Below are 25,581 nucleotides of genomic sequence, written 5' to 3' on the forward strand. Positions count from 1 at the left end.
ATGCCGGATGTGATGCCGCCATCGCGAGCAAGCTCGCTCCCACAGGGTTCTATGTCGTGTGGTCGATCTCGGTCTTCCCGCAAACAGAGCACGTACATTCAATTTTTCCTCCTCCTTCCCCGGCACTATCGAATCCAGTCCCGGCACATCGACGCCGGTGGTTTTTCATTTGTATGGGTAGGCCATGGACGCTTCGCGACGCGATGATCGGGCGCAAGACTGGGGGCTGCTGTTTCTGCGGGGCAGCGGCGGGTTGTTCCTGTTGTGGGTGCACGGCTTGCCCAAGCTGCTGCACTACAGTGCCGAGTTGCAAAACATCGAAGACCCTTTCCACCTGGGCGCGAACCTGACGCTGATGTTGGCGATTTTTGCCGAGGTCGTGTGCCCGCTGCTGATCGTCGGCGGGTTGCTGGCGCGTCTGGCATGTTTGCCTATTCTGTTTGTGCTGTGGGTGTCGATGTTGATCGTGCATCCGCAGTGGACCCTCTTCGAAGGCCAGTTCGGCTGGCTGTTGCTGATTGTCTTCACCAGCATTTTCATCGCCGGGCCGGGACGGCTGGCACTCAATGTCCGTTTCGCCGGAGCCTTGCGTTATGTCTGAATCCAATCGCCGTGAGCCGGCAAGTCCCGGGCCTGATGAGGTGGTGACCCTGATCGTCAAACACCGGGTCAAGGCCGGTTTCGAAGTGCCTTATGAAGCCTGGCTGCGCAACATCGTCAAGGTGGCGGCACAGAACGTCGGGCACCTGGGCGTGGATGTGGTACGCGGCAAGCACGCCGGCCTCGACACCTACACCTGCGTGTTGCGCTTTTGCTCGACCGAAGCGATGCAGAACTGGCTCGATTCACCGCAACGCCAGGCACTGGTCGACGAAGCCGCGCCGATGCTCGCCGATGGCGACCAGACCGAAGTCAATCCGGTCAACGAGTTCTGGTTCTCGCCCCAGGCCGAAGCCGGTACGCCACCGCCGCGCTGGAAGCAGGCCGTGGTGACGCTGCTGGTAATCCTGCCGCACACCTTGCTGGTGCCGCTGCTCTGGGGGCCGTTGTTGCAGCTCAACGCCTTGCTCTCCAATTACGTGGTGGCCACGTTCCTGATCACCCTGACCATCGTACTGTCGGTGGTTTACATCTTCATGCCCATGGCGACGCGTCTGTTTGCGCCCTGGCTGTCTCCCGCTACTTTGCACGAGGAACCGTGATGAACGCCGATCTGATTCTGTTCAATGGTCAATTCCACACCGTTGACCGCGAAAAACCGCTCGCCAGCGCCGTGGCGATCAGCGACGGTCGTTTCGTCGTGGTCGGCAGCGATGCCCAGGCCATGGCCCTGCGTGGTTCGAACACCCAGGTGATCGACCTCAAGGGCCGTTGTGTGATTCCCGGGCTCAACGACTCGCACTTGCACCTGATCCGTGGTGGCTTGAACTACAACCTCGAACTGCGCTGGGAGGGTGTGCCGTCCCTGGCCGATGCCTTGCGCATGCTCAAGGATCAGGCTGACCGCACGCCGACGCCGCAGTGGGTGCGGGTGGTCGGTGGCTGGAACGAATTCCAGTTCGCCGAAAAACGCATGCCGACCCTGGCCGAGCTCAATCAGGCGGCACCAGACACGCCGGTTTTCGTGCTGCACCTGTACGACCGCGCCTTGCTCAACCGTGCCGCGTTGCGCGTAGCCGGCTACACCCGCGACACGCCGAACCCGCCGGGTGGCGAGATCGTGCGCGACGCCAATGGCGAGCCGACCGGCATGCTGGTGGCGCGGCCGAACGCGATGATTCTGTACTCGACCCTGGCCAAGGGGCCGAAACTGCCGCTGGAGTATCAGGTCAACTCGACCCGCCAGTTCATGCGCGAACTCAATCGCCTGGGCCTGACCAGTGCCATCGATGCCGGCGGCGGTTTCCAGAATTACCCGGACGATTACCAGGTGATCGAGCAGTTGGCGAAGGATGAGCAACTGACCGTGCGCATCGCCTACAACCTGTTCACCCAGAAGCCCAAGGAAGAGTTGACCGACTTCAAGAACTGGACCGGCAGCGTGAAGCTGCACCAGGGCGACGATTTCCTGCGGCACAACGGCGCCGGGGAAATGCTGGTGTTCTCGGCGGCGGACTTCGAAGACTTCCTCGAACCGCGCCCGGACCTTCCGCAAACCATGGAAGCCGAACTGGAGCCGGTGGTGCGCCACTTGGTCGAGCAACGCTGGCCGTTCCGTTTGCACGCCACCTACAACGAATCCATCAGCCGCATGCTCGACGTATTCGAGAAGGTCAACCGCGACATTCCGTTCAACGGCTTGCCGTGGTTTTTCGACCACGCCGAAACCATCACCCCGCAGAACATCGAGCGGGTGAGGGCGTTGGGAGGCGGCATTGCGATTCAGGATCGCATGGCGTTCCAGGGTGAATATTTCGTCGAGCGTTACGGCGCGAAAGCGGCCGAAGCCACGCCACCGATCAAGCGCATGCTGGCCGAGGGCGTACCGGTCGGTGCCGGTACCGACGCCACGCGGGTGTCGAGCTACAACCCGTGGACTTCGCTGTACTGGATGGTCAGTGGCCGCACCGTCGGCGGCATGGAGCTGCACGCCGAAGGCCTTTCACGCCTGACGGCGTTGGAACTGTTCACCCACGGCAGCGCCTGGTTCTCGTCGGAGCAAGGCAAGAAAGGCCAGATCAAGGTCGGGCAACTGGCCGACGTCGCCGCCCTCAGCGCGGACTTTTTCAGCGTCGATGAAGAGGCGATCAAGTGGATCGAGTCGGTGCTGACTGTGGTCGGCGGCAAGGTGGTGTACGGCGCCGGTGACTTCGAGAAGCTCGGGCCGGCCAGCGTGCCGGTGCTGCCGGACTGGTCGCCGGTGGTGAAGGTGCCGGGCCACTGGCGCCCGACGTCGCCGATGCAGGCCCAGGTTCACCATTGCAGCGGGCCGTGTGCGGTGCATTCCCACAGCCATGAACGGGCGCGCCTGTCGAACGCGCCGGTCAGCGATTTCGCCGGTTTCTGGGGCGCCTTTGGCTGCTCGTGTTTTGCCTTCTGACCCATTTAAAAAAGCGCCGGCCCAACAGGTCGGCGTTGACTGCGACAACCATCCACCAAGGAGTTTCCAATGAGCAACGTTCCGTACAAACGCCTGAACAAAGACGATGCCGTGGTATTGCTGGTCGACCACCAGACCGGTCTGATCTCGCTGGTACAGGATTTCTCGCCCAACGAGTTCAAGAACAACGTGCTGGCCCTGGGTGACATCGCCAAGTTCTTCAAATTACCGACCATCCTCACCACCAGTTTCGACAGCGGTCCGAACGGTCCGATCGTGCCGGAGCTCAAGGCGCAGTTCCCGGACGCGCCGTTCATTGCACGCCCGGGCCAGATCAACGCCTGGGACAACGAAGACTTCGTCAAGGCGATCAAGGCCACCGGTCGCAAGCAACTGATCATCGCCGGTGTGGTGACCGACGTATGCGTGGCGTTCCCGACCCTGTCGGCCATTGCCGAAGGCTTTGAGGTGTTTGTGGTGACCGACGCTTCCGGCACCTTCAACACCACCGTGCAACAAGCGGCCTGGGCACGCATGTCGGCCGCCGGTGCGCACCTGCTGAACTGGTTCTCCGTGGCCTGCGAGCTGCAAGGCGACTGGCGCAACGACATGGAAGGCCTGGCCAACCTGCTGTCTGAACGCCTGCCGAACTATCGCAACCTGATCAACAGCTACACCAAATTTACCGCCAAATAAGACCAGTCAGTCGCTCCCACAAGGGATCCAGGCTGTTCACAGTATTTGTGAATGACACAGATCCGGTGTGGGAGCGACGGTGCTGCTCGAGATGGAGGCGATGCGGTTTGCCGCGTCACCGGTTCAAGGCGTGACGATATTGAACTGCGGCGCGAAGGTATCGAGGCTGCTCATCAACTCCCCAAGCTTCTTGCCATTGCCTTGCAACTTGATCAGGCCTTTCTGGATCGCTGTCGGGATATCCAGTTGCTTGAGGCTGATCTGTTCCAGGGTGGCCTTGGTCATGTTCACACTGGCGTCCGCCTGGGGATTGAGCCCGGCACGGTGGGTCAGCACTCCATTGCGCAGGGTCAGGTTGAAGTCCTTGTTCTGATCCTCGAAAGTCCAGTTCAGGGTCAGGTCATGGCCTACAGCCTTTTCACTGTCCAGACGAACCGCCAGGAAGTCGAAGAACATCTGCGGGCTCATCGCCCGCACCATGTCCACCGATACCGAAGTGCCCGCTTGGGGCGGCACGCCGTTGCGCAGTTCCATGGCACCGGTCAGGTACATGTTGCGCCAGGTGGCGTTTTCACTTTGATAGCCCATTTGCTCCAGCGCCTGGGCCTGGGCTTTGCGCGCATCGCCGTTGTCCGGGTTGGCGAACAGCAACTGATTGCCCAGTTGCGCGGCCCAGCGGTATTCACCCTTGGCCATTGCCGCCTGCATTTTCCCCAGCACGGCCGCGTCGCCGCCCATGGCTTCGACCGAACGCTTGGCCGTTTCTACCGGTGGCAGTGGATTGAGGTTGGCCGGATTACCGTCATAGAAACCCATGTAGCGCTGATACACCGCGCGGGTGTTGAAACTCAGTGAGCCGTAGTAGCCACGGGTGTACCACTTCTGGTCGAGGGTGCCGGGCAGCTTCTTGATCGAATCGGCGACTTCCAGCGACGTCAGGCCCTGATTCAGCAAGTGCAGGGTGCGGTCGTTGAGGAAGGCGTACATGTCGCGCTGGTCGGCGAGGAAGGTGCGGATGCGCTCGCCGCCCCAGGTCGGCCAGTTGTGCTGGGCGAACAACACATCGCTCTTGTCACCGTAACGCGCCAGGCTGCTGTCCAGGTACTCTGCCCAAGCCTTGGCGTCACGCACCTGGGCGCCGCGGGGGGTGAGGATGTTGTGCATCATTTGCGTGGCGTTTTCCGCCATGCACAAGGCGCGCAACTGCGGCAGGTACAGGTTCATCTCCGCCGGTGCTTCGGTGCCCGGGGTCAACTGGAACTCCACGTCGAGGCCTGCGATGGTGCGGGTTTCCAGCTCCTTGTCGATCAGGTCGGTGGGCGGGATCAAGGTGACGGTGCCGCCGCTCGGCGTGCTCTTGCCCAAGCCGGCATCGACCTGGCCTTTTTCGCCACGGGGCAACAGGCTGCCGAACTGGAACTGTGCGCGGCGGCTCATGGCGTTGCCGGCGTAGACGTTCTCGCTCATCACGTGTTCCATGAACCCGGTGGGGGCGAACACCTTGACCTTGCCGGCCTTGACGTCGGCCTCGTCGATGACCCCGCGCACGCCACCGAAGTGGTCGACGTGGGTATGGCTGTAGATCACCGCCACCACCGGTTTGTGCGGACGGTTCTGGTAGTACAGGTCCAGTGCCGCCTTGGCGGTTTCGGCCATGGTCAACGGGTCAATGATGATCAGGCCGTCGTCACCTTCGATGATGGTCATGTTGGCCAGATCGAGGCCGCGAACCTGATACAGCCGTGGGCTGACTTCAAACAGTCCGGCATGGGCGCTGAGCTGGGCCAGGCGCCACAGGCTCGGGTTGACTGACTCCGGGGCCTGATCCTTGCCGAGGAAGTCATAGGCCTGGATATCCCAGATGACCTTGCCCGAGGCGTCCTTGACCTGGCCCTTGAACGGCGCGATCAGGCCCTTGGTGACCGACTCGTAGTCGGTGCGGTCGGTGAAGGGTAGTTGTTGCAGCACGGCGGCGTTACTGGCCGAGGTTTGCGGGCTGGCCGCGACCGGTGCGTCGGCGGCGACCACCGATTGCGCAAGGCAGGCAGTGATCAGGCAAGCGAGCAGCCCACGAGGGCTCAAGGTGAAACGAGGCATGATGTCTCCGTTTTTTATCGTTATGGTCAGACCAGCTTCGAGAGTAGGGCGGGGCTCGGGCAGGGCAATCATCAGCAACGGACAAAAAACATTCAGGGCCGCTATTCTTGGACCAGGCATATCCAGCAGGTTGACCCATGCTTGAAGTCCATGGCGTTTTCAAAAGCTACACCACCCCGCAGGGGCCGCTGCCGGTGCTGCAAGGCGTCGATCTGACGCTCAGGCCCGGCAGCAGCCTGGCACTGATGGGCGAGTCGGGCAGTGGCAAAAGCACCTTGCTGCACCTGATCGCCGGGCTGGACCGGATCGATCGCGGCAGCATTCGCAGTGGCGGGCATCGTCTGGAGCAGATGAATGAAGGGCAACTGGCGAACTGGCGCCGCACGGAAATCGGCCTGGTGTTCCAGCAGTTCAACCTGATTGGCAGCCTGCGGGTCGAAGACAACCTGGCGATTCAGGCGCGTCTGGCCGGGCGCCATGACCCACACTGGCAGGCGCATCTGGTGCAGCGCCTGGGCCTGGGCGAGTTGCTGCGGCGCTACCCGGAGCAACTGTCCGGCGGCCAGCAGCAACGGGTTGCGCTGGGGCGGGCGCTGGCGTCGCGCCCGCAACTGCTGCTGGCCGACGAGCCCACCGGCAGCCTCGATGAAACCACCGCCGCCGAGGTGTTGCAGTTGCTGCTGGAATTGCTTGACGACAGTCCCACCAGCCTGTTGATGGTCACCCACAGTCCCGGCGTGGCGGCGCGGCTGGCGGAAAAAGCGCTGCTGTGCGGTGGTCGTCTTGCCGGTGTGGGGGCGCGCTGACATGCGCATTTTTGGCGAAACCCTGCGCGCTCTGCTCAGCCACTGGCGGCAGCACCCGGTGCAGTTTTTCAGTGTGCTGACCGGGTTGTGGCTGGCCACCAGCCTGCTGACCGGCGTCCAGGCACTCAACAGCCAGGCCCGCGACAGCTATGCCCGCGCCAGTCAGTTGATCGGCGGCGAACCTCAGGCCAGTCTCGGTGCACCCGGTGGCGGCACGTTCACGCAGCAATGGTTTATCGATCTGCGCCGAGCGGGGTGGCCGGTGTCACCGGTACTGCAAGGGCGAGTCACGCTCAAAGGCCATGAAGAGCAGCGCTTGCAGTTGATGGGCATCGAGCCGGTGTCGCTGCCGGCGGGCGCGGCGGTGGCCGGGCAGGCCCTGGCGATTGAGCAGGTGGTCGATTTTTTCAGCCCGCCGGGCACTACCTGGATATCGTCGCAAACCTTGCAGGCACTGGGTTTGCGTGAGGGTGACCAGCCCTTGACCCTGGCTGGCGCGGCACTGCCGCCGTTGCATGTGCAGGCCGATATGGCACCCGGTGTGCTGCTGGTGGACATCGGTTTTGCCCAGCAGATTCTGGGGTTGCCGGATCAGTTGTCGCGTCTGCTGTTGCCGAAGGACTTCACTGCGCCGCTGCCGGATTCGCTCAAGGGGCAGCTGCAACTCAAGAGCGCCGGTGAAGAAAACAACCTGGCGCGCCTGACCGAAAGCTTTCACCTTAACCTCGATGCCCTGGGGGGGCTGTCGTTCGTGGTTGGTCTGTTCATCGTGCACGCCGCCATCGGGTTGGCACTGGAGCAGCGACGAGGCTTGCTCCGGACCTTGCGTGCCTGCGGTGTGAGTGCGCGGATGCTGATCGCTTGTCTCGCCGTCGAATTGGGTGGGCTGGCCCTGATCGGCGGTGTAGCCGGGGTGGTCAGCGGCTACCTGCTGGCCGGTGTGCTGTTGCCCGATGTCGCCGCCAGCCTGCGTGGCTTGTACGGCGCCGAAGTGGCGGGGCAGTTGAGCCTCAGCCTGTCGTGGTGGTTGAGCGGTATCGGCTTGAGCCTGATCGGCGCGTTGCTGGCCGGTGCCAGCAGCCTGTTGCGGGCGGCGCGCTTGCCCTTGCTGGCGCTGGCCGACCCGCAAGCCTGGCATCAGGCCCATGCCCGCTGGTTGCGACGCCAGGGCGGGGTGGCGGCAATGGCCGGGGCGATCGCGTTGCTGGCGCTGACTTTCGGTGACAGCCTGGTCATTGGCTTCGTGTTGATGGCGGCGCTGTTGATCGGTGCCGCACTGGCACTGCCGGTGGTGCTCAGTTCGCTGCTCAGTCTCGGTTCGCAGCGCAGTCGCTCGGTGCTCGGCCAGTGGTTTGTCGCCGATTGCCGCCAGCAACTGCCGGCCCTGAGCCTGGCGTTGATGGCGCTGCTGCTGGCCATGGCGGCGAATATCGGGGCCGGCAGCATGACCGCGGGGTTCCGCCAAACCTTCAGCGACTGGCTTGAGCAACGGCTGACGGCCGAGCTTTACCTAAACCCACAGAACCCGGCCCAGGCCCGGGAGCTGCACAACTGGCTCAACCAGCAGCCGCAACTGGCGGCAGTGCTGCCCAACTGGCAGGTGTCGATCCAGTTGCAGGGCTGGCCGACGGACCTGTCCGGGATCATCGACCACCCGACCTATCGCCAGCACTGGCCGTTGCTCGAAGCCTTGGGCGACAACCCTTGGGAGCGACTGGCCAAGGACGATGCGGTGATGCTCAGCGAGCAACTGGCCCGGCGCCTGCGCGTGCAGCTCGGCGATCAACTGACGCTGCCGACGCCAACCGGCCCGTGGTCGCCGCGGATCGTCGGGATCTACGCCGACTACGGCAATCCCAAGGGCCACATTCTGGTCAATATCAATCACCTGCTGCGCGGCTGGCCGCAATTGGCACCGAGCCGCTTCAACCTGCGCATCGAGCCGGCGTCGATCCCGGCGTTCGTCGCGGCGCTGCAGGCGCGTTTTACCCTCGACGACAGCCGCATCGTCGATCAGGCGCGGCTCAAGGGTTGGTCCACGCAGGTTTTCGAACGCACTTTCGCCGCCACCGCCGCGCTCAATAGCCTGACGCTGTGCGTGGCCGGGGTGGCGCTGTTCATCAGTCTGTTGACCCAAAGCCAGAGCCGTCTCGGGCAACTGGCGCCACTGTGGGCACTGGGGGTGACACGTCGGCATTTGATGTTGCTCAACCTCGGGCAAACCTGGTTGCTGGCGCTGCTGACCCTGGTGCTGGCGTTACCGCTGGGCATCGCCCTGGCGTGGTGCCTGGACACGGTGATCAACGTGCAGGCCTTTGGCTGGCGCCTGCCGTTGCGGGTGTTTCCATGGCAACTGTTGCAATTGATGGGGCTGGCGCTGGTGGCGACGCTGCTGGCCTCGGCCTGGCCGTTGTACCGTTTGTACCGCACGCAACCGGCGGACCTGCTGCGGACGTTTGCCCATGAAGATTAAAGCCTGCGTGTTGCTCCTGGCGCTGCTGGCGAGCGGTTGCGATCAACCGGCACCGGTAGAAAAGGGTTTTGCCGGGCTGGGTAACCAGGCAGCTGCGTTCACGAAGGTGGTGCCCGGTCGGGTGTTCAGCTTCCCGGCGGATCACGGCCCGCACGACGGCTTTCGCATCGAATGGTGGTACGTCACGGCCAATCTGAAGGACGATCAGGGGCATGAGTTCGGCGCGCAATGGACGTTGTTCCGCAGTGCCTTGAAAGCCACCCCCGAGGTGGCGGGTTGGCAGAATCAGACGATCTGGCTCGGTCACGCGGCGGTGACATCGGCGACGGTGCATCACGCGGCTGAACGCTATGCTCGTGGTGGCGTCGGTCAGGCCGGTGTCAGCGTCGCGCCGTTCAATGCGTGGATCGACGACTGGCAGTTACGCAGCCAGGCGACTGCCGACGACCCGTTGGCCGACCTGCAGCTCAGTGCTCGTAACCGGCGTTTCAGCTACCGGTTGCGGTTGACCTCGACAGGTCCGCTGGTGCTTCAGGGGGACCAGGGGTTCAGCCAGAAATCCGAGCAGGGTCAGGCCTCGTATTACTACAGCCAGCCGTTTTTCCAGGCCAGCGGCACGCTGGACATCGACGGCCAGACCTTTCAGGTCAGTGGCCCGGCCTGGCTTGACCGCGAATGGAGCAGCCAGCCCCTGACAGGCAATCAGACCGGTTGGGACTGGTTCTCCCTGCACCTGGACAGCGGCGAGCAGGTGATGCTGTATCGCATGCGGCAAAAGGACGGCGAGCCTTACCTCATCGGCACCTGGATCGACGCCCGGGGCCAGACACAATTGCTGCGCGCCAGCGACATCAGCCTCGCGCCACAAGACACCGCCCGCGTGGCAGGACGCGAGATGCCCGTGCGCTGGTCGATCAAGATCCCCGCCAGACACCTCGATATCGCCATCACCGCGCTCAATCCCCAGGCCTGGATGGACTTGCGCATTCCATATTGGGAAGGCCCGGTGCGCCTCAGTGGCAGTCATGCAGGGAACGGATATCTGGAAATGACCGGGTACTAGGGCAAAGCTGTTCAGTTAAGCGAATGTGGTCCTCTGTAGGAGCAGCCGGTCGACGCTCGATTGCTCGCGATGGTCGTTAACGATAACGCGTATTTACTGGCTAAACGCGGCGCACTTGAATCCATCGTCGGAACGCCGCCCGGAGCAAGCTCGCTCCTACAATTTCCTTAAGTGAACAGCATTGTGGGTACTAGGGGGCTTGTGCAAGGAATATCACCGCCCTGGCGCGACCACTCGCTGAACAGCGTCTATGCTCACTCGCACACACGGCGTTGAGCCCGTTTTCAACGCCGTTTGTTGCCATCAATCACAGGGAAAGTTCTGTCTATGAAACGCCACGCACTGAGCAAAGCCATCACCCTCGCAACCTTGCTGTCTGCCGCCAGTTTTGGCGCAGTTGCCGCCGATATTCCGCTGTCCGAAGTCGTGGTGGCCGATCAAGTCTCCACCAAAGTCGTTTCGGTTGATGCCGCGAACCATTCCGTGGTTCTAAAAGGCCCGCAGGGTAACGAGTTCCCGGTGCAGTTGACCGACAAGGCGAAAAACCTCGATAACCTCAAGGCCGGCGATACGGTGGACATTACGGTCACCAGCGCCGTTGCAGCCTACCTCGACACCGATATCGACAAAGGCCTGCCCGGCACCGCCGAAGCCATTGGCGAAATTCGCGCAGCGCCAGGCAGCGCCAACCCGGGTGGCGAAGCTTATCGTCAGGTGAAAGTGCAGTTGAAAATCACCCACATTGACGTGAAGAAAAACCAGGTGACCTTCGAAAACCCGGAAGGCCAGTCCAAGACTGTTGACGTCAAACGACCTGAAGTCCAGGCCAAACTCAAGGACTTGAAAGTCGGGCAAAGCGTGAACGTGGTTTATACCGATGTATTGACGGTGACCAGCCAGCACTAATATTGGCTCTGAACGGGTTGATTGTTTTTGTGCAGGTTTTGTACAGGAATAATCAACTCGTATGGCCGAACTGGTGAGTTTGTGGCTCGGTGCGGGATAGGATTTACGTCGACATTTTATTACATATGATGTCGATAAATTTCATCTTTGCCCCACCGACATATTTAGCCACTTCTACTAAAATACTTTCCGTTCGCCCAGTGCAAGGCTCTTTACCAGTGCATGGATTGCCGAGGCCAGTGCACTGGGCGAACACTTTTTTTGCTGTTTTGAAAGTTTCGGATATAAAAAAACAGGCGACCAACAGGCGCTAATGCCAGTCAGTTAAGGACTCTGTAGGAGCGAGCTTGCTCCGGGCGGCGTTCCGACGATGGACTCAAGAGCGCCGCGTTTAGCCAGTAAACACGCGCTATCGTTAACGACCATCGCGAGCAAGCTCGCTCCTACAGTGATTCCCTTTCGCTTAACTGATCGGCATTAACCAACAGGTCGCCCGTTTTTTTATTGAGCGGTGAGAAGTCGTTCAGTCATGTTTTTTATTGACTTGAACAACATCGGCCAACGCCGCGAAACACTGCTCGATCGAACGCCGCTGGCTGTCGGCATACAGCTGCAGTTCATCGATCGTCGGCCGCCCCAGAGCCTGTTCGAAGGCTTGCTGGTTGGAGTGAACGCCGTAACGGGTCTGCGCCGCATCCCCAAGGTTCGACTGGAAAATCCCCGCCGCGCTGACCGGCAGGAAGTCTTCGTACACCAGCGGTTCCACCCGCAGGCAACCGCTGCCGAGCAGGTCTTCCAGGGCGGCGTTTGTCAGGTCACCCGCCGCCAGGCCTTGTTCCGTCACGAAGTAGCGGAAGTAAGCCAGGCCCTGTTGGCGCATGCCTTCCCAGGTGTCAGGGAATTCGCTGAAGTGCTGCGCCATGAGCGCGTTGTAACGCGCGGCGTTGGCTTCGTTGGGAAAGTCCTTGAGTTCGTCCCGCGCGGCATTGAGCAAGCGGTCGTACAGTGCCCGGCCTTTGGGCGTTAGAGCGGCACCGCGCTGTTCGATTTCGCCGAATCGGGCGCTGTGACTGCCGCGAGCCTGGTTTTGATCGGTGAAGGCAATCGGCTCGTCCAGGGCCTTGAAACTGGTCTGGCGCAACAGGATCGGACATTGGCGGCGGGGCGGGCCTTCGATCACCGCCTTGGGGGTGATGCCATGGGCCGGCATTTGCGCCTGGACGATGTCGATGTCCAGGGTCCGTGGTGTCAGGTGGTTGATGTGGGGGCCCTTGAACGCCACCACGTCGGCGATCAGACGATGCTGGGCGCTGAGTTGTCGATACTGCTCGGCAGTGACGGTGGCGCTGTGGTGCCAGCGAAACGTTTCCAGGGCCTGTTCGACGAATTCCAGGGCTTCCTGCTCGGTCAGGCCACCCCGGGATTCGGCACGTTCGATGAGGGAGAGGGCCGTGGGGGTGAAGATCGCGCGCTGGTCGAGCATCGACTGGGCGAACGCTCGCAGCTCCAGGTCTTCGATCAATTCCAGGCGCAACAGCGAGGTGAATACCCGGAACGGGCTGACCTGCAACGACGCTTCATGCACCGCGCGAAAAGCCGTGGAATGCACCGGCACGCCGGCGGGTGTCAGGTCGTAGTAACCCACCGGATGCATGCCCATTACCGCGAACAGGCGGGCGAGGGTCGCCAGTTCAGCGGACGTACCGACGCGGATCGCCCCATGACGCTCCAGGTCCAGGCGCTCGATTTCGCCGGTGCTCGTGAGCTGTTGTGCGACCTGTGGATCGCTGTCCAGTACGTGACGGTTGGTCTGCTCCACCAGCTCCATCAATGCGCCGTACAACGGCACTTCCTCGCGATACATGTCGGACATCGCTTTGGAGAAGCGTTGGCGGATCAGGTCAGGGCTGACGAAGTTCGGGTGGTTCATGAACAGGATTCCTGGCGCGGTGACGTAAAGGATGGACGAAAGATCGCAGCCTTGAGCGACGCCGACAAACGAAGTTTCTGACGAACTTCATTCTGCAAAGGACTGCATGCCTAGGGGGCGTTCTCAATTGGTTTCCTAGTGCAGTCGTTGATCCTGTGGGCTCTCCGAGCGCAGCGATGCCAAAAACTCCCGATACAGCCGCGCCGAACCGGTGGGGGCTTCCACCATGGGCATGTGCCCGACGGCGTCCCAGATATGCACGCGCAGGTCGACGATGCCCTTGCTCCAGACCGCCACGCTGCTGACATCGATCAGCCGATCCTTGCGCCCCCACAGCAACAGGGCCGGGGCGGTGATGTCGGGCAGGTGCGGTTCCATCGGCGGACTGGCGCGCATTTCACGGAAGATTTCTTCCAGCTCCTCGCGGGACTGTTCATAGCGCTGGGCGACGGCATCGAGAACCAGCTTCGGTACCCAGGGTGGCGAAGCCATGGTCATGGCGTAGAAGCGCTGGAATTCTTCGCGCGAGTGAATCAGAAACGGGTTGTGGCCCCTGGCCAAATGCCGCTCGAGGTCACTGGGCTCGGGCGCGGTGACACCCGCCGGGTCGAACAGTGCCAAGGACACAATGCGCTCGGGGTACGTGGCTGCGAGCCATGCGGCCATGTAGCCACCCATGGAATTGCCGATGACATGGACTTTCTCCACCCCGCACACATCCAGCAGCTGGATCATGCGCTTGGCCTGCAGCGGGATGTCATAGCCGCCGCCGGCCTTGAAGCCGGTTTCGCCATGGCCGGCGATGTCCGGGATGATCACCCGGTGACTGCCGACAAAGTGCCGGGCGAAACGCAGCCAGAGGTTCTTGTCAGCGCTGAAGCCATGGAGCATCAGCACACTGCTGGTGGCCTCGTACGGCCCGCCTTGCCAGGTCGAGACGGTCATCTCGGGGATAGGCACGACGATTTTGTGCAGCCGGTACAACTTGGCCTCGGCCGCCATGTTCAAGTCATAGAGCCAGTAGCCGATGGCCGGGTAGGTCAGCCAGCTCCAGGCGACGAACACTGCGAGAACGACGAATAACAAAAGCATCATGCGTCTCCCTTGTATCTGCTCAGGACAAAATGTGATCGGCGGGTTTCAGCGCTCGGGTCAAGCGATGAAAGCTGAAGCTGAACCCCGGAAACATGGCAATCACATGACCGCTCCTGCTTTGATACCAACTATGGCAACCACCGGACTTCCACACGGTGCGCTCCATTTCCCGGTGGATCATTTCAGTGTAGGTACGTTCTGCCTCATGGCGAACTTCGATGCTGCGTAAACCTTGATCCCTCAAGGTGCGAATGCAATCGAGGATGTAATTCATCTGGGATTCGATGATGAACAGCGCCGAGGTGTGGCCGATGCCGGTGTTCGGCCCGGTGACGATGAACAGGTTGGGGAAGTCGGGCAGGGCGGTGCCGAGATAGGCCCGCGGGTATTGTGCCCAGACCTCCTTGAGACAGGTGCCGTTTTTGCCCGTTACCGGGTAGCAAATCACCCCGTCGGTGGCATCGTAGCCGGTGGACCAGACGATCAGGTCCACGTCTATATGTTGGCCATCGAGGGCAACGATGCCGGTTTCGTCGATGGCCGCGATGCCTTGTTCGCGGCTGTGCAGCGTCACGTTGCGGCGGGCCAGTGCCGGGTACAGCGTGCTGGACAAAATCACCCGTTTGCAGCCCATGGTGTAGTCCGGCGTCAGTTTGCGCCGCAGTTCGGTGTCCGGCACCTGGAGCTTGAGGAAGCGCAGGGCCTGGCGCTGAACCCTGTGCACGGCCGGCTTCGAATACTTGAAGCCAAACACCCGGGTTTCGAATTGCCAGTAGATACCCCAGCGCAGCAACTTGTAGACGGGCTTGAGCCCCAGCAGCCAGCGCTGGAAGCGGCCAAACCTGTGATCAGCCCGGGGCAATACCCAGTGGGGCGTGCGCTGGAACACATGCAAGTGCCCGACGTCCGGGGCAATGGCCGGAATGACCTGGGCCGCACTGGCGCCGCTGCCGACGATGGCCACGGATTTTTGCCGGTAGTCGTAGCCGTGATCCCAGTTGTTGGTGTGGAAAGTCTTGCCCTGAAAACGTTCCTGTCCGTTGAAGTACGGCACCACCGGTTGACTCAGCGGCCCGGTCGCGTTGATCAGGAACTGCGCGCAAAATGTGCCTTTGTCGGCGGTGTAAACCGTCCAGCGCTTGTTGGCGTCGTCCCATTCGATGCGCTCGACATTAGCGTCCAGTTCCACCTTGTCCCGCAGGCCGAAGCGTTCCACCACATGGCGGGTGTAGCGGTGCAGTTCGGCTTGTCCTGCGAACATTTGCGTCCAGCGATACGGGGCGAAAGACAAGGAGTAAAGCGGCGAGGGCACATCGACTGCCGCGCCGGGATAGGTGTTCTGGCACCAGGTGCCGCCGAAGAAATCCCGTCGCTCCAGCAGGCGGAAATCGTCGATGCCGGCCTTGAGCAAATTGATTGCAGCACATTGTCCGCCAAAACCGCTGCCGATGATCAATACTTGAAAGGTCTGCATGGGCCTCCTCTTATGGTCATTGATCAACCCTTCTTTCATGTATAGCCGTTTCTGGAGACGAGGCTTTTGCTTTTATTCGAGCGTGATGTCGCGATATTCAGCCTGTCAGTCGGTGATGGCTATTTGATTTCATCCTGATAGACTCCAGCACACAGGCGCAGGCTGTTATCGCATTCCGTCGAGTGGCACAGAGGCCCTATGGTAAAAACGGGAGGAAAGGGATCTTCATTGGCCAGGAGGCTCTACACATCGCGAATCCTGGGGGTGGCCCTGGGATTGGTGTGTGTGAGCGCGGCGATGTATCCACTCGATCCGGCGCCCTGGGTCTGGGGATTCATGTGGTTCAATGGCCTTGTCTGGCCGCACCTGGCTTACCAATGGGCGCGCCGGGCCAGGACGCCCTATCATGCCGAACACCGCAATCTGCTGATCGATGCCTTTCTCGGCGGCTTCTGGATTGCCGCCATGCAGTTCAATCCACTGCCCAGCGCGACCACCATCTCCATGATGGCCATGCACAACGTGGCCATCGGCGGCTTGCGCTTCCTGCTGGCCGGGACGGCCGCGCAAGTGCTGGGCCTCTGCGTAGGCTTGCAGATTTTCGCCCCGGCGTTCATTCCTGCTACCAGCCCGGTGCAGCTCTATGCCTGTTTGCCATTGCTGTGCCTGTATCCGTTGGCGCTGGGCTGGTTCTGCTTTCGCCAGGCCCATGCCCTCGGCCGTCAGAAGCGTGAACTGCTGGCACTGAGCCGCACCGACAGCCTGACGGGCCTGCTGAACCATGGCTCCTGGAAGGACCAGCTGGAGGTCGAGTTCCAGCGTTGCAAACGTCAGCAAAAAGGCGGGGCGATTGCGCTGATCGATATCGACCATTTCAAAGCCATCAACGATACCTACGGCCATGTTGCCGGCGACATCGTCCTGCGTCAGTTGAGCAAAATGCTCAAGCACAGCCTGCGAGCGACCGATGTGGCAGGGCGCTACGGCGGTGACGAGTTCTGCGTGATCCTTCCGGACCTGCCCCTGAACCGCGCCGCCGCCGTCATGGAGGCCCTGCGCGATCGCTTCGCCACCTTGGGGGACGAGCAGAACCCGGCGCTGAAAGTCAGCCTGAGCATTGGCCTGGCCTCCTTCAACCCGGCCCACGCCGACGCAATGCTCTGGCTCAATGACGCCGACCATGCGCTATACGAAGCCAAGACCACCGGGCGCAATCGAGTGATCTGTTGCGGTAATGGGAAACCCCATCCCGAACTGCTCGACTCGGTGTGATTGTCTGCTCGCGAAAGCGGCGTGTCAGGCGATGTGGATGTTGGCTGTGATGGCCTCATCGCGAGCAGGCTCGCTCCCACAAGGATCTGGGGTGAATACGAATTTGTGTTCAACAAAAATCAACTGTGGGAGCGAGCCTGCTCGCGAAGGCGGAGTGTCTGTTGAGACCGTCACTCCTTCACGCTCATGAACTCTTCCGCGTAGCGGATGTACTCCTCGGGTTGGGTGTAGGTGTGCGTCAGCTCGGTCGCGTTCAGGTCCGAGGTCTGGGTGAGGATCTGGCGTTGCTCGCGCAGGCTGTCGTAGGTTGCCTTGATCGCGGCGAAGTAAGCGCCATGGCCGTCGATGGTCACTCGAACACCCAGTTCGGCCAGGCGCTTGTCATCGCGTAGCAGCGGGTTGCCGTAGGTCACCAGCATCAGCGGCACGCTCAGGTGCTCGGCGATCTGCTCCAGATGGTCGAAGTCCTTTACGCCCACCATGCAGATACCGTCGGCCCCGGCGCGCTGGTATTGCCGGGTGCGGCTGATGATTTCCTGCACCGGCGCAATCCCCGCATGGGTGCGGGCGATGATCGCCATTTCCTTATCGCAGCGGGCTTCCAGTGCCGCGCGGATCTTGCCGACACCTTCGGCGACCGTGATCAGGTCGGTGGACTTGCGGCCAAACTGCGCAGGCAGCAGGGTGTCTTCGATGGTCAGCGCGGCGACGCCGGCCCGTTCGAGTTCGACGATGGTGCGCATGACGTTGAGCGCGTTGCCGTAGCCGTGGTCGGCGTCGGCAATCACCGGCAACTGGGCGACACGGCCGATGCGGGTGGCCTGTTCAGCGAATTCGCTGAGGGTGATCAGGGCAAAGTCAGGGGCGCCCAGCACTTGCAACGAGGCGACCGAACCACCAAGGATCCCGACTTCGAAGCCCAGGTCGGCGGCGATGCGGGCCGACATCGGGTCGAAAACCGAGGCTGTGTGGTAGCAGGTGTCGGAGGCGAACAATTGGCGAAAATTGCGGCGCAAATCTTGATGGGAAAGCCTGGACATATGAGTTCCACCAATGGAATGGAGGGGCTTGAGCAAAAGTGTCAACGCCGAAGATTAAAAGGCTATCACGCGCGCAGGGGGAGAATGATGACGAATTTGCCGGGTCAGTCAGATTGACGTCGCAACGATGGAGCTGATGAGTCACGCCGCCTCGGCCTGTTGCCGTTGGTCAGGCAGCGGCACGGCGCGCACCGAGTCGCCGGGTTGCAGCTGCAAGCGCTTGGCGGTCAGGCGGTCAACCACCAGGCTGTTGCCCAACCGTCGGGCCGGGGCGCAGGTAATGCGGCAGTTTTCCAGGCGGCGGTTGTGGATCAGCCAGAGGGGCGCTTTATCGTCCGGCGAGCCGATGGCCAGTGACAGCGGTTGGCTGTCGCGCACGGTGCGGATCCCGCAAACCGGGGCTTCAAGGACCGGTCCGCCGTCGAAGATATCGATGTAGCCCTTGTGGGCAAACCCTTCGGCGCTGAGGATTTTCAGGGCCGGCTCGGTATTCGGGTGGGCCTTGCCGATCACCGCCTGGGCCTGTTCGGTAAGCAGGCAGGTGTACAGCGGCTGGCGCGGCATCAATTCGGCGATGAACGATTTGTTGCCCAGCCCGGACAAGTGATCGGCGTGGCTGAAATCCATCTTGAAAAAGTGCCGGCCGAGGCTGTCCCAGAACGGCGAGCCACCTCGTTCGTCGGCACTGCCGCGTAACTCGGCGATGAGCCGGTTGCCGAACAGCTGCGTAAACTCGGCCACAAACAACAAACGTCCGAGCGAAAGCAAACGGCCGTTGCTGCCCTGGCGCTGATCGGCGCGCAGGTACAGCGAGCAGACTTGCGATTGCCCGGTCAATTCATTGCTCAGGAACAGGGTCGGGATCTGGCGCTCGATACCCAGGTCCGGTGCCGCACTGACCGTCAGCCCGACCCGGTAGTTGTACCAGGGCTCGCGCAGGCCGACGCCCCCCGTCAGAGCGCTGACGCCCACCACTTGCTGCTCGTCGTCCTCGAGCACGAACAGATAATCGGCATCGGCCCGATCGACCTGCCCGGCGAACGTGCGTCGGGCCCAGCGGATCCGGTGGGCCAGGCGTTCTTCGTCGGCCGGCAGGCTGGTAAGTCCCGGAACGGCCTGACGCACCAGCGTGACCAGGGCGGGCAGATCGGTGATCTGGACCGGACGGACAATCATGCGGCTGTTCCTTGTTCGTGTGTGCTCGGGCGGTGACGTCGCTGGCGGGTATTCACAGGGCGATCAGCCTGATCGGGCTGCCCTCGGTCACCTTCAGCGCCTTGCACATGGCTGCGTCCAGTGTCACGGGTTGCCCGGCGATGTAATCAAGATCGGCGACGATGGCCCGGTAATCCTTCAAGGACTCGTTGCTCACCAGAAAGCTGCCGCGGGCATCGATCACAGGTCCCGGCCGCGTGATAGCGCACTGGCTGTAGGCGATGGAACGAATGCCCGACGTGCGCGCATACAGGGTCGGGCCTCCATCGAACAAATCGATGTAGCTGTTGGTTTCGAAGCCTTCACGCTCGAGGATATCGAAGGCTTCCTGGCCGTCGGGGTGGATGCTGCCGATACAGTCCTGTGCCGCCTGGGGCAGCATGGGCACGTAAATCGGATACTGCGGCATCAGTTCGGCGAGAAAGGTGCGGCTCTGCAGGCCGCAAAGCCGTTCGGCCTCGACGTAGGGCAAGTCGAAGAAATGCTTGCCCACGGCATCCCAAAATGGCGAGTGGCCTTCATCACTGCTGTAGCCGACGATTTCGGTGATCACCGTTTCGGAAAAACGCCGGGCGTGGGCGGCGATGAACAACAGGCGCGCCCGCGACAGCAGTTCGGAATGCGCGCTGCGCACACGCGCGGCATCGATATGGAAGCCCCGCAGCAGGGTGTGGCCACTGAGGTCGTGGCACAACGACAAGGCCGGTACACCGTGCTCGATGTTCAGTTCCCTCGAGGCACTGGTGAAGTGCCGGTTGCGCAGGCTGTAGAACGGCTCGTTGAACCCCGCCGTAGCGAGGATTTCCGAGCAGCCGACCAGGTGCTGCGTCGTCAGGTCTTCGAGCACAAAGAAATAGTTTTCCGGGCCATGACCCGCGACGTCCTTCTCGAACGACGCACAGGAATCGAGGATTTTTCCGTGTAACCGTTCGCTATCGTCGGGCAGGGATGTAACGCCCACGAGGCTTTCACGAGCCAGCCTTTGTAACTGGGGCAGGTCGGCTGACTCGACTGGACGCAAGACCAGCATGGAGACACTCCTGTATCAAACGATTCGACGGTTTGGGCCGAACCTGACTATCACTGTCGGTTTTTCCACACATTCAACCGGTGGTCGTCTGAACGTTGTCAGGCGCCACTCTTTTTCTTGTCAGATGTTTATTGGAGTGGACCGCATTAAACAAGAAACGGGCGATTCGGCGGCAGGCGATGCCTGGCCAGATGCGTTGATCGGGTATTCGAGAAAGGGTGTCCGGGCTCCTGCTGGATGAGTGTGGAACATGATTTAACAGTCCGTTGAAAGGAGTATTTAATTATCGCGTCCTGCCTGTCTAGTGAATTTTCGCGTGGTCTGGCCGTGCCCGAAAAAGGGGCGAAGTGCCTGTACCAAGGGACTACGCCGATGTCGTAAAGTCTTGTAGGTGATTGCCTTGATTGCGGTCAGCCATAACAGAAAACCTGGCAGGAAATGACTGAAGGATCCGTTTCAGGCAGGAAAATTAAACACCACCCGGGGCTGCTTTGTTGCGGCACAATTGCCCGATGGCGGTCCCCTGACGCCGTCGTTCCTTTCCATCTTTAGAGTGATTGCTGGTGCAGGCGACCCGTTTAACCCTGATTTGTCATGCTCGAACCGTCGCACAGAAATTGGCGCGTTTTCCATTGGACGAGCCTCTGGAGATGGATTGGCAAGCGCTCAGGCTTTCCCGTGGCAATCAGTTCAAGGGCACTCCACGCCTCGTCTGCGGCCCGGAATTGCGCACCCGGCAAACCGCTGAACTGTTCGGCAGCGCATCGGAGATTGTTGACGCGCTGAAGGACTGCGACTTCGGGCGCTGGGGCGGTGAGCGCATTGGCGATCTGCAAAAAAACGCTTCCGAAGCGCTCCAGCATTGGCTGGGCGACCCGGCTTCGGCACCCCACGGTGGTGAGTCGCTGGTGCAACTGGGCGAGCGCGTGGGCGCGTGGTTGACAACGTTGCAGTCGACGCCAGGGCACATCGTTGCCATTACCCATCCCTTCGTCATCCGCGCCGCACTGACGCAGGTGTTGCAAGGCGCATCGTCCGGCCTGATCGACGTCGAACCCCTGTCGGCGGTCGAGTTGCGGTTCCATGGCCGCTGGCGGCTGCGCTTGCCGGGCACCGGCCCCGAGGACTTGCTGTGATGAAAAAACTCCTGGTCATCGGTATCGGTGCTGGCAATCCCGACTACATCACGATGCAAGCGGTGAAGGCGCTGAATCAGGTCGACGTTTTTTTTCTCATGGACAAGGGCGAGAGCAAAAACACACTCATCGATTTGCGGCGCGAAATCTGTTCACGCTACATCACCGACCACGCTTACCGTTTTGTCGAAGCCCACAGCCCGGAGCGCGAGCGCGGTGAAGTGGACTACAAGACCAGTGTCGACGACCTGAACCTGGCCAGGCAGCAGACCTTCGAACGGCTGATCAACGAGGAATTGTCCGACGGCCAGTGTGGTGGTTTTCTGGTGTGGGGCGATCCGGCGCTGTACGACAGCACCCTGCGCATCTTGCAGGCGATCCAGCTCTCTGGCGCCTGTGCATTCGAATTCGAGGTGATCCCCGGCATTACCAGCGTCCAGGCGTTGGCGGCACAGCACAAGGTGCCGCTCAACCAGATTGGCCGCTCGGTTGAAATCACCACGGGCCGGCGTCTGGCGGCAGGGCAGGTGAGCGATGCCGACAGCCTGGTGGTGATGCTCGATGCTCAGGATGCTTACCGTCAGGTGGTGGATCAGGACACCGAGATTTACTGGGGCGCCTATCTGGGGACGCCGGATCAAATCCTGATCAGCGGCAGGCTCAAGGATGTGGCGGATGAAATCGAACGGGTGCGCAAGGCTGCAAGGCTGGCCAATGGCTGGATCATGGATACCTATTTGTTGCGCAAGCCTTGAGCGCTGAATTGCCCGGTCTGGCGCCTTCGCGAGCAGGCTCGCTCCCACATTATTTGAAATGCAGTTCCCTGTGGGAGCGAGCCTGCTCGCGAAGAGGCCCTCGAGAACACCTCAAAAACCAGCATTGCCCCCACGCCCAAACCGCTCCCGATACACCGACGGCGGCACGCCAACCACCGTTCGAAAGGCCACCCGGAAGCTTTCCACCGAGCGATAACCACAACGTTCGGCTATCAGCTCGGTGTTCTGGTCGCTGCTTTCCAGCAGTTCGCGGGCGCGGCCCAGGCGTTCGTGCTGCAACCAGGTTTTTGGTGACTGGCCACTGGCTTCAGTGAAGCGGCGCAGGAACGTGCGTTCGCTCATGGCAGCTTCGCTGGCCAGGTCGCGCACCTCCAGCGGCTCGTGCAAACGCTCGCGTGCCCACTGCATGACACGGGAAAGATCGCTGCGCGGTGTCGGGCTGACCGGTGTCGGAATGAATTGCGCCTGGCCACCACTGCGTTGCGGGGACATGACCAGGCGTCGGGCCACGGAGTTGGCCACCTGCGTACCGAAATCCCGTGCCACCAGATGCAGGCAGGCATCGATGCCTGCCGCGCTGCCAGCGGAAGTGATCAATTGGCCTGAATCGACATACAGCACGCCCGGGTCCACCAGGATGCCGGGAAACCGCTCGGCCAGTTCCGAGGTATAGCGCCAGTGCGTGGTCGCGCCGCGCCCGTCGAGCAAGCCGGTGGCGGCGAGGACGAAAACACCGGAGCAGATCGACAGCAACCGCGCCCCCCGCGCATGGGCCTGGCGCAGGGCGGCGATCAGCGGCGCGGGTACTGCGGCGCTGCGGTCGCGCCAGCCGGGGATGATGATGGTCCGCGCGTCGGCGAGCATTTCCATGCCGCCATCGGCCAGGACCTGGATGCCACCCATGGCACGCATCGGGCCATGATCGATGGCGACGATACGATGCTCGTACCACGGGAAATCGAATTCCGGGCGTGGCAGGCCGAAGATCTCCACGGCAATGCCGAACTCGAACGTGCAGAGGCCGTCGTAGGCCAGAATCGCAACCATTCCTGGGCTGAGGTGCATTTGGCGGAAAGTTCCCGGTGAGTGTCTTGTGCGCCACTGTAGCGGCAAGTGGCTGGCGGATAAAGTCCTCCTACACCCACCGATTCCTTGGAGTACACAACATGACCAGTCTGGTACGCGAAATTCCCGCCGCCCCATCGGCCATCGCCCTGATGCATTTCAGCAACCGTCTGACGTTCGAAACCGATTGTTCCGACGTCCACGGCAGCCAGCTGGCTGGCGAAGTCGATTTCGTTCTGGTGGATGTTCGTGGCCCGCTGGCGTTCGAACGCGGGCATGTGTCGGGAGCGATCAACATTCCCAGGCGCTTGCTGACCGCCGAAGGTTTGGCCGGGTATCCGAAAAACAGCCTGTTTGTGGTCTATTGCGCGGGGCCTCATTGCAATGGCGCCAACAAGGCTGCAGTGAAACTGGCGGCCCTGGGTTATCCGGTCAAGGAGATGATCGGCGGCGTGACCGGGTGGCTGGATGAAGGGTTTGAATTGAGTGTCGGGGTACAGCGGCAAGCCAGCAGCGTGGTCGGTTGCGAGTGTTGATGTAACCGTAAAAGATCGCAGGCTGCGCCAGCTCCTACATTGGATTGCGGTGCCTGTAGGAGCTGGCGCAGCCTGCGATCTTTTGATCTTTTTTATTGATTTGCGGCCGCCCACCACTCATCCAGTGTCGCTTCCAACCACGCGGCCACCGCTGCATAAGCCTCGGTCTCCTGCTCCCCCCGTGGCAACGGCGACTCATCGCCAAAATGCGCATTGAGCAAGGCCACCGATTCGGCATTCCACTCCGGATGAAACTGCAACCCCAGCCGCGTCGGCCCGGCGCGGTACATCTGCTGTGCGCATAACGCGCTGCTGGCCAGCAGTTGCGCGGCAGGCGGCAGGTCGATGGCGTCTTCGTGCCACTCCAGCGCCTTCAGCGTTTGCCCATCGATAAAGGTCACGCGGGTCCATCCGGTTTCGGTCTGGTCCATCCGCCGTACATTCCCTCCGAGACTCAGCGCCAGCAACTGTGCCCCCAGGCAAATCGCGAATACGGCCCCACCCAGTACCAGAGTGCCTGCGAGCCATTGCCGTTCGGCTTCCAGCCAGGCCGGACCGGCATTGGATTCGTAAGGCCCACCCAACAGGATCACGGGATCGGCGCTGACGGGCGGCAATTGGCCCAGGTCGGCGCGAAACACCTTCAGCGCCAGCCCTCGGGATTCGGCCCAGATGGCGATGGCACCCGGACCTTCGGCGGGGTGGTGCTGGATCAGGTTCAACGTGGGCATTACGCTAGTCTCGATGGGACGCAAGGGCACTCAATGTGCCGTAAAACATCCAGCATCGCCAGTCGTCTCATTCCGTCGGATGCAGCCGCAAACGCTGCAGGTTTGTGCTGAAAACGCGACTTGTCCGACAGACTTTGCCCCGTGATGGCGCGTGCATCTCAATACCTCCATCCTGCCGCCACTTTTCTATAAATATTTGTCGCCTCGGCGTAATTTGCCCTCCGGTAGCCACTCTAGACTGCCGGCCACTTCGGTTCCCGCTCACAAAGCGATAACCGAACGCTGCCAATCGAAGCTGCCAATAAAAGCCTCCGCGCACAGGAGTTATAAATGAAGAAGCTAGTGATGTTCGGTGCCCTGGCACTGTCGATGTTGTCCCTGACCGCCGTGGCTGATGACGCCAAGCCGATCCGCATCGGCATCGAAGCCGGCTACCCGCCATTCTCGATGAAAACCCCTGACGGCAAACTCACCGGTTTCGACGTGGACATCGGCGACGCCCTGTGCGAGCAGATGAAGGTCAAGTGCACCTGGGTCGAGCAAGAGTTCGACGGCCTGATCCCTGCACTGAAGGTCAAGAAAATCGACGCCATCTTGTCGTCCATGACCATCACTGACGATCGCAAGAAGAACGTCGATTTCACCATCAAGTACTACCACACCCCGGCGCGCTTCGTGATGAAGGAAGGCAGCGACGTCAAGGACCCGCTGACCGAACTCAAGGGCAAGAAAGTCGGTGTGCTGCGTGCCAGTACCCACGACCGCTTCGCCACTGAAGTATTGCAACCGGCGGGAATTGTCCTGGTGCGTTACGGCTCCCAGCAGGAAGCCAACCTGGACATGGTCTCCGGCCGCATTGACGCGTTGCTGGCCGATTCGGTCAACCTGGACGACGGTTTCCTGAAAACCGACGCCGGTAAAGGTTTTGCCTTCGTCGGCCCTGAGTACAACGATCCGGAATACTTCGGTGGCGGCGCCGGCATTGCCGTGCGCAAGGGTGATACCGCCCTGGCCGAGAAATTCAACACAGCGATCACCGACATCCGCGCCAACGGCAAGTACAAGCAAGTGCAGGACAAGTACTTCAAGTTTGACGTTTATGGCGAGTAAGCGAGCGGGTTGAAAAAGTGGCAACCGTTGGCGCGGTTGCCATTTTTTTTGTGTTCCTGATTTATCCTGCCTGACACATATCCCAACTGT

General features: G+C 61.4%; 22 protein-coding genes. 13 read left to right on the forward strand and 9 right to left on the reverse strand.

The annotated features are described in order from the left end of the window. The first annotated feature begins 184 nt into the window (after positions 1 to 184). From C8K63_RS28165 to ycaC, 4 genes are all read left to right on the forward strand, one after another. Positions 185 to 601, forward strand: coding sequence for a DoxX family protein (locus C8K63_RS28165; protein ID WP_108219675.1), 417 nt, complete (start codon positions 185 to 187; stop codon positions 599 to 601). Further along, positions 594 to 1,202 carry an antibiotic biosynthesis monooxygenase gene (locus tag C8K63_RS28170; RefSeq protein ID WP_108219676.1) on the forward strand — a complete coding sequence of 203 codons (609 nt, stop codon included), beginning with the start codon at positions 594 to 596 and terminating at the stop codon, positions 1,200 to 1,202. The genes C8K63_RS28165 and C8K63_RS28170 overlap by 8 nt, the downstream gene beginning before the upstream one ends. Then, positions 1,202 to 3,040 carry an amidohydrolase gene (locus C8K63_RS28175; RefSeq protein ID WP_108219677.1) on the forward strand — a complete coding sequence of 613 codons (1,839 nt, stop codon included), beginning with the start codon at positions 1,202 to 1,204 and terminating at the stop codon, positions 3,038 to 3,040. Before C8K63_RS28170 ends, C8K63_RS28175 begins: the two co-directional genes overlap by 1 nt. A 69-nt stretch (positions 3,041 to 3,109) precedes the next feature. Continuing rightward, on the forward strand, positions 3,110 to 3,736 hold the full coding sequence (ycaC, locus tag C8K63_RS28180) for an isochorismate family cysteine hydrolase YcaC (protein WP_095942850.1): 627 nt from the start codon (positions 3,110 to 3,112) through the stop codon (positions 3,734 to 3,736). A 123-nt stretch (positions 3,737 to 3,859) separates the two neighbouring features. Here ycaC and C8K63_RS28185 read toward each other — a convergent pair whose 3' ends face one another. Next, positions 3,860 to 5,833: an alkyl/aryl-sulfatase gene (locus C8K63_RS28185; RefSeq protein ID WP_108219678.1), complete on the reverse strand. Its 1,974-nt coding sequence runs from the start codon at positions 5,831 to 5,833 to the stop codon at positions 3,860 to 3,862. 137 nt (positions 5,834 to 5,970) lie between these two features. Between C8K63_RS28185 and C8K63_RS28190 the strand changes: the two genes are divergently transcribed. The 4 genes from C8K63_RS28190 (at position 5,971) to C8K63_RS28205 (ending at position 11,081) form a co-directional block, all read left to right on the forward strand. Continuing rightward, positions 5,971 to 6,639 carry an ABC transporter ATP-binding protein gene (locus C8K63_RS28190; protein WP_108219679.1) on the forward strand — a complete coding sequence of 223 codons (669 nt, stop codon included), beginning with the start codon at positions 5,971 to 5,973 and terminating at the stop codon, positions 6,637 to 6,639. A gap of 1 nt (position 6,640) precedes the next feature. Then, the gene (locus tag C8K63_RS28195; protein WP_108219680.1) at positions 6,641 to 9,112 is read left to right on the forward strand and encodes an ABC transporter permease; all 2,472 of its coding nucleotides are present in this window, start codon (positions 6,641 to 6,643) and stop codon (positions 9,110 to 9,112) included. Further along, positions 9,102 to 10,175: a lipocalin-like domain-containing protein gene (locus tag C8K63_RS28200; RefSeq protein WP_108219681.1), complete on the forward strand. Its 1,074-nt coding sequence runs from the start codon at positions 9,102 to 9,104 to the stop codon at positions 10,173 to 10,175. The genes C8K63_RS28195 and C8K63_RS28200 overlap by 11 nt, the downstream gene beginning before the upstream one ends. Positions 10,176 to 10,502: 327 nt before the next feature. After that, on the forward strand, positions 10,503 to 11,081 hold the full coding sequence (locus C8K63_RS28205; protein ID WP_108219682.1) for a hypothetical protein: 579 nt from the start codon (positions 10,503 to 10,505) through the stop codon (positions 11,079 to 11,081). Positions 11,082 to 11,604: 523 nt separating this feature from the next. Here the strand turns inward: C8K63_RS28205 and C8K63_RS28210 are convergent. The 3 genes from C8K63_RS28210 to C8K63_RS28220 all read right to left on the reverse strand — a co-directional run bounded on the left by C8K63_RS28210 (position 11,605) and on the right by C8K63_RS28220 (position 15,580). Further along, positions 11,605 to 13,011 (reverse strand): VOC family protein, encoded by a 1,407-nt coding sequence (locus C8K63_RS28210; protein WP_108219683.1) that lies wholly within the window; start codon positions 13,009 to 13,011, stop codon positions 11,605 to 11,607. Between the two features lie 135 nt (positions 13,012 to 13,146). Then, complete coding sequence (locus C8K63_RS28215; RefSeq protein WP_108219684.1) at positions 13,147 to 14,103, reverse strand: alpha/beta fold hydrolase; 957 nt, start codon at positions 14,101 to 14,103, stop codon at positions 13,147 to 13,149. A gap of 22 nt (positions 14,104 to 14,125) precedes the next feature. After that, the gene (locus C8K63_RS28220; RefSeq protein ID WP_108219685.1) at positions 14,126 to 15,580 is read right to left on the reverse strand and encodes an NAD(P)/FAD-dependent oxidoreductase; all 1,455 of its coding nucleotides are present in this window, start codon (positions 15,578 to 15,580) and stop codon (positions 14,126 to 14,128) included. Positions 15,581 to 15,778: 198 nt separating this feature from the next. Between C8K63_RS28220 and C8K63_RS28225 the strand changes: the two genes are divergently transcribed. Further along, positions 15,779 to 16,852: a diguanylate cyclase gene (locus C8K63_RS28225; RefSeq protein ID WP_108219686.1), complete on the forward strand. Its 1,074-nt coding sequence runs from the start codon at positions 15,779 to 15,781 to the stop codon at positions 16,850 to 16,852. Between the two features lie 170 nt (positions 16,853 to 17,022). Here C8K63_RS28225 and C8K63_RS28230 read toward each other — a convergent pair whose 3' ends face one another. From C8K63_RS28230 to C8K63_RS28240, 3 genes are all read right to left on the reverse strand, one after another. Further along, complete coding sequence (locus C8K63_RS28230) at positions 17,023 to 17,892, reverse strand: oxaloacetate decarboxylase (protein WP_108219687.1); 870 nt, start codon at positions 17,890 to 17,892, stop codon at positions 17,023 to 17,025. Between the two features lie 141 nt (positions 17,893 to 18,033). Next, complete coding sequence (gene astA, locus C8K63_RS28235; protein WP_108219688.1) at positions 18,034 to 19,068, reverse strand: arginine N-succinyltransferase; 1,035 nt, start codon at positions 19,066 to 19,068, stop codon at positions 18,034 to 18,036. A gap of 52 nt (positions 19,069 to 19,120) precedes the next feature. Beyond that, the gene (locus tag C8K63_RS28240) at positions 19,121 to 20,137 is read right to left on the reverse strand and encodes an arginine N-succinyltransferase (RefSeq protein ID WP_108219689.1); all 1,017 of its coding nucleotides are present in this window, start codon (positions 20,135 to 20,137) and stop codon (positions 19,121 to 19,123) included. Positions 20,138 to 20,700: 563 nt separating this feature from the next. Between C8K63_RS28240 and C8K63_RS28245 the strand changes: the two genes are divergently transcribed. Then, positions 20,701 to 21,273, forward strand: a complete 573-nt coding sequence (locus C8K63_RS28245) for a histidine phosphatase family protein (protein WP_108219690.1) — start codon at positions 20,701 to 20,703, stop codon at positions 21,271 to 21,273. Further along, complete coding sequence (gene cobF, locus C8K63_RS28250) at positions 21,273 to 22,028, forward strand: precorrin-6A synthase (deacetylating) (RefSeq protein WP_108219691.1); 756 nt, start codon at positions 21,273 to 21,275, stop codon at positions 22,026 to 22,028. Before C8K63_RS28245 ends, cobF begins: the two co-directional genes overlap by 1 nt. A 111-nt stretch (positions 22,029 to 22,139) precedes the next feature. On the opposite strand, the gene ftrA is transcribed toward cobF, so the two are convergent. Beyond that, positions 22,140 to 23,114: a transcriptional regulator FtrA gene (gene ftrA, locus C8K63_RS28255; protein WP_108219692.1), complete on the reverse strand. Its 975-nt coding sequence runs from the start codon at positions 23,112 to 23,114 to the stop codon at positions 22,140 to 22,142. 101 nt (positions 23,115 to 23,215) lie between these two features. On the opposite strand from ftrA, the gene C8K63_RS28260 reads away from it, so the two are divergent. Continuing rightward, entirely contained in the window at positions 23,216 to 23,650 is a 435-nt protein-coding gene (locus C8K63_RS28260) for a rhodanese-like domain-containing protein (protein WP_108219693.1), read from the forward strand. A gap of 92 nt (positions 23,651 to 23,742) precedes the next feature. Here C8K63_RS28260 and C8K63_RS28265 read toward each other — a convergent pair whose 3' ends face one another. Continuing rightward, complete coding sequence (locus C8K63_RS28265; protein WP_108219694.1) at positions 23,743 to 24,381, reverse strand: type 1 glutamine amidotransferase; 639 nt, start codon at positions 24,379 to 24,381, stop codon at positions 23,743 to 23,745. A gap of 330 nt (positions 24,382 to 24,711) precedes the next feature. Between C8K63_RS28265 and C8K63_RS28270 the strand changes: the two genes are divergently transcribed. Beyond that, complete coding sequence (locus tag C8K63_RS28270) at positions 24,712 to 25,491, forward strand: ABC transporter substrate-binding protein (protein WP_108219695.1); 780 nt, start codon at positions 24,712 to 24,714, stop codon at positions 25,489 to 25,491. The last annotated feature ends 90 nt before the right edge of the window (positions 25,492 to 25,581 follow it).

Source organism: Pseudomonas sp. GV085, assembly GCF_003050925.1.
GTDB lineage: Bacteria > Pseudomonadota > Gammaproteobacteria > Pseudomonadales > Pseudomonadaceae > Aquipseudomonas.

Coding starts and splice junctions, on each gene's coding strand:
- C8K63_RS28205 (WP_108219682.1), top strand. CDS start 10,503: ATGAAACGCCACGCACTGAGCAAAGCCATCACCCTCGCAACCTTGCTG.
- C8K63_RS28225 (WP_108219686.1), top strand. CDS start 15,779: ATGGTAAAAACGGGAGGAAAGGGATCTTCATTGGCCAGGAGGCTCTAC.
- C8K63_RS28185 (WP_108219678.1), bottom strand. CDS start 5,833: ATGCCTCGTTTCACCTTGAGCCCTCGTGGGCTGCTCGCTTGCCTGATC.
- ycaC (WP_095942850.1), top strand. CDS start 3,110: ATGAGCAACGTTCCGTACAAACGCCTGAACAAAGACGATGCCGTGGTA.
- C8K63_RS28265 (WP_108219694.1), bottom strand. CDS start 24,381: ATGCCCACGTTGAACCTGATCCAGCACCACCCCGCCGAAGGTCCGGGT.
- C8K63_RS28200 (WP_108219681.1), top strand. CDS start 9,102: ATGAAGATTAAAGCCTGCGTGTTGCTCCTGGCGCTGCTGGCGAGCGGT.
- C8K63_RS28165 (WP_108219675.1), top strand. CDS start 185: ATGGACGCTTCGCGACGCGATGATCGGGCGCAAGACTGGGGGCTGCTG.
- C8K63_RS28175 (WP_108219677.1), top strand. CDS start 1,202: ATGAACGCCGATCTGATTCTGTTCAATGGTCAATTCCACACCGTTGAC.
- cobF (WP_108219691.1), top strand. CDS start 21,273: ATGAAAAAACTCCTGGTCATCGGTATCGGTGCTGGCAATCCCGACTAC.
- C8K63_RS28195 (WP_108219680.1), top strand. CDS start 6,641: ATGCGCATTTTTGGCGAAACCCTGCGCGCTCTGCTCAGCCACTGGCGG.
- C8K63_RS28190 (WP_108219679.1), top strand. CDS start 5,971: ATGCTTGAAGTCCATGGCGTTTTCAAAAGCTACACCACCCCGCAGGGG.
- C8K63_RS28230 (WP_108219687.1), bottom strand. CDS start 17,892: ATGTCCAGGCTTTCCCATCAAGATTTGCGCCGCAATTTTCGCCAATTG.
- C8K63_RS28270 (WP_108219695.1), top strand. CDS start 24,712: ATGAAGAAGCTAGTGATGTTCGGTGCCCTGGCACTGTCGATGTTGTCC.
- C8K63_RS28220 (WP_108219685.1), bottom strand. CDS start 15,580: ATGCAGACCTTTCAAGTATTGATCATCGGCAGCGGTTTTGGCGGACAA.
- C8K63_RS28210 (WP_108219683.1), bottom strand. CDS start 13,011: ATGAACCACCCGAACTTCGTCAGCCCTGACCTGATCCGCCAACGCTTC.
- astA (WP_108219688.1), bottom strand. CDS start 19,068: ATGATTGTCCGTCCGGTCCAGATCACCGATCTGCCCGCCCTGGTCACG.
- C8K63_RS28260 (WP_108219693.1), top strand. CDS start 23,216: ATGACCAGTCTGGTACGCGAAATTCCCGCCGCCCCATCGGCCATCGCC.
- C8K63_RS28215 (WP_108219684.1), bottom strand. CDS start 14,103: ATGCTTTTGTTATTCGTCGTTCTCGCAGTGTTCGTCGCCTGGAGCTGG.
- C8K63_RS28170 (WP_108219676.1), top strand. CDS start 594: ATGTCTGAATCCAATCGCCGTGAGCCGGCAAGTCCCGGGCCTGATGAG.
- ftrA (WP_108219692.1), bottom strand. CDS start 23,114: ATGCACCTCAGCCCAGGAATGGTTGCGATTCTGGCCTACGACGGCCTC.
- C8K63_RS28240 (WP_108219689.1), bottom strand. CDS start 20,137: ATGCTGGTCTTGCGTCCAGTCGAGTCAGCCGACCTGCCCCAGTTACAA.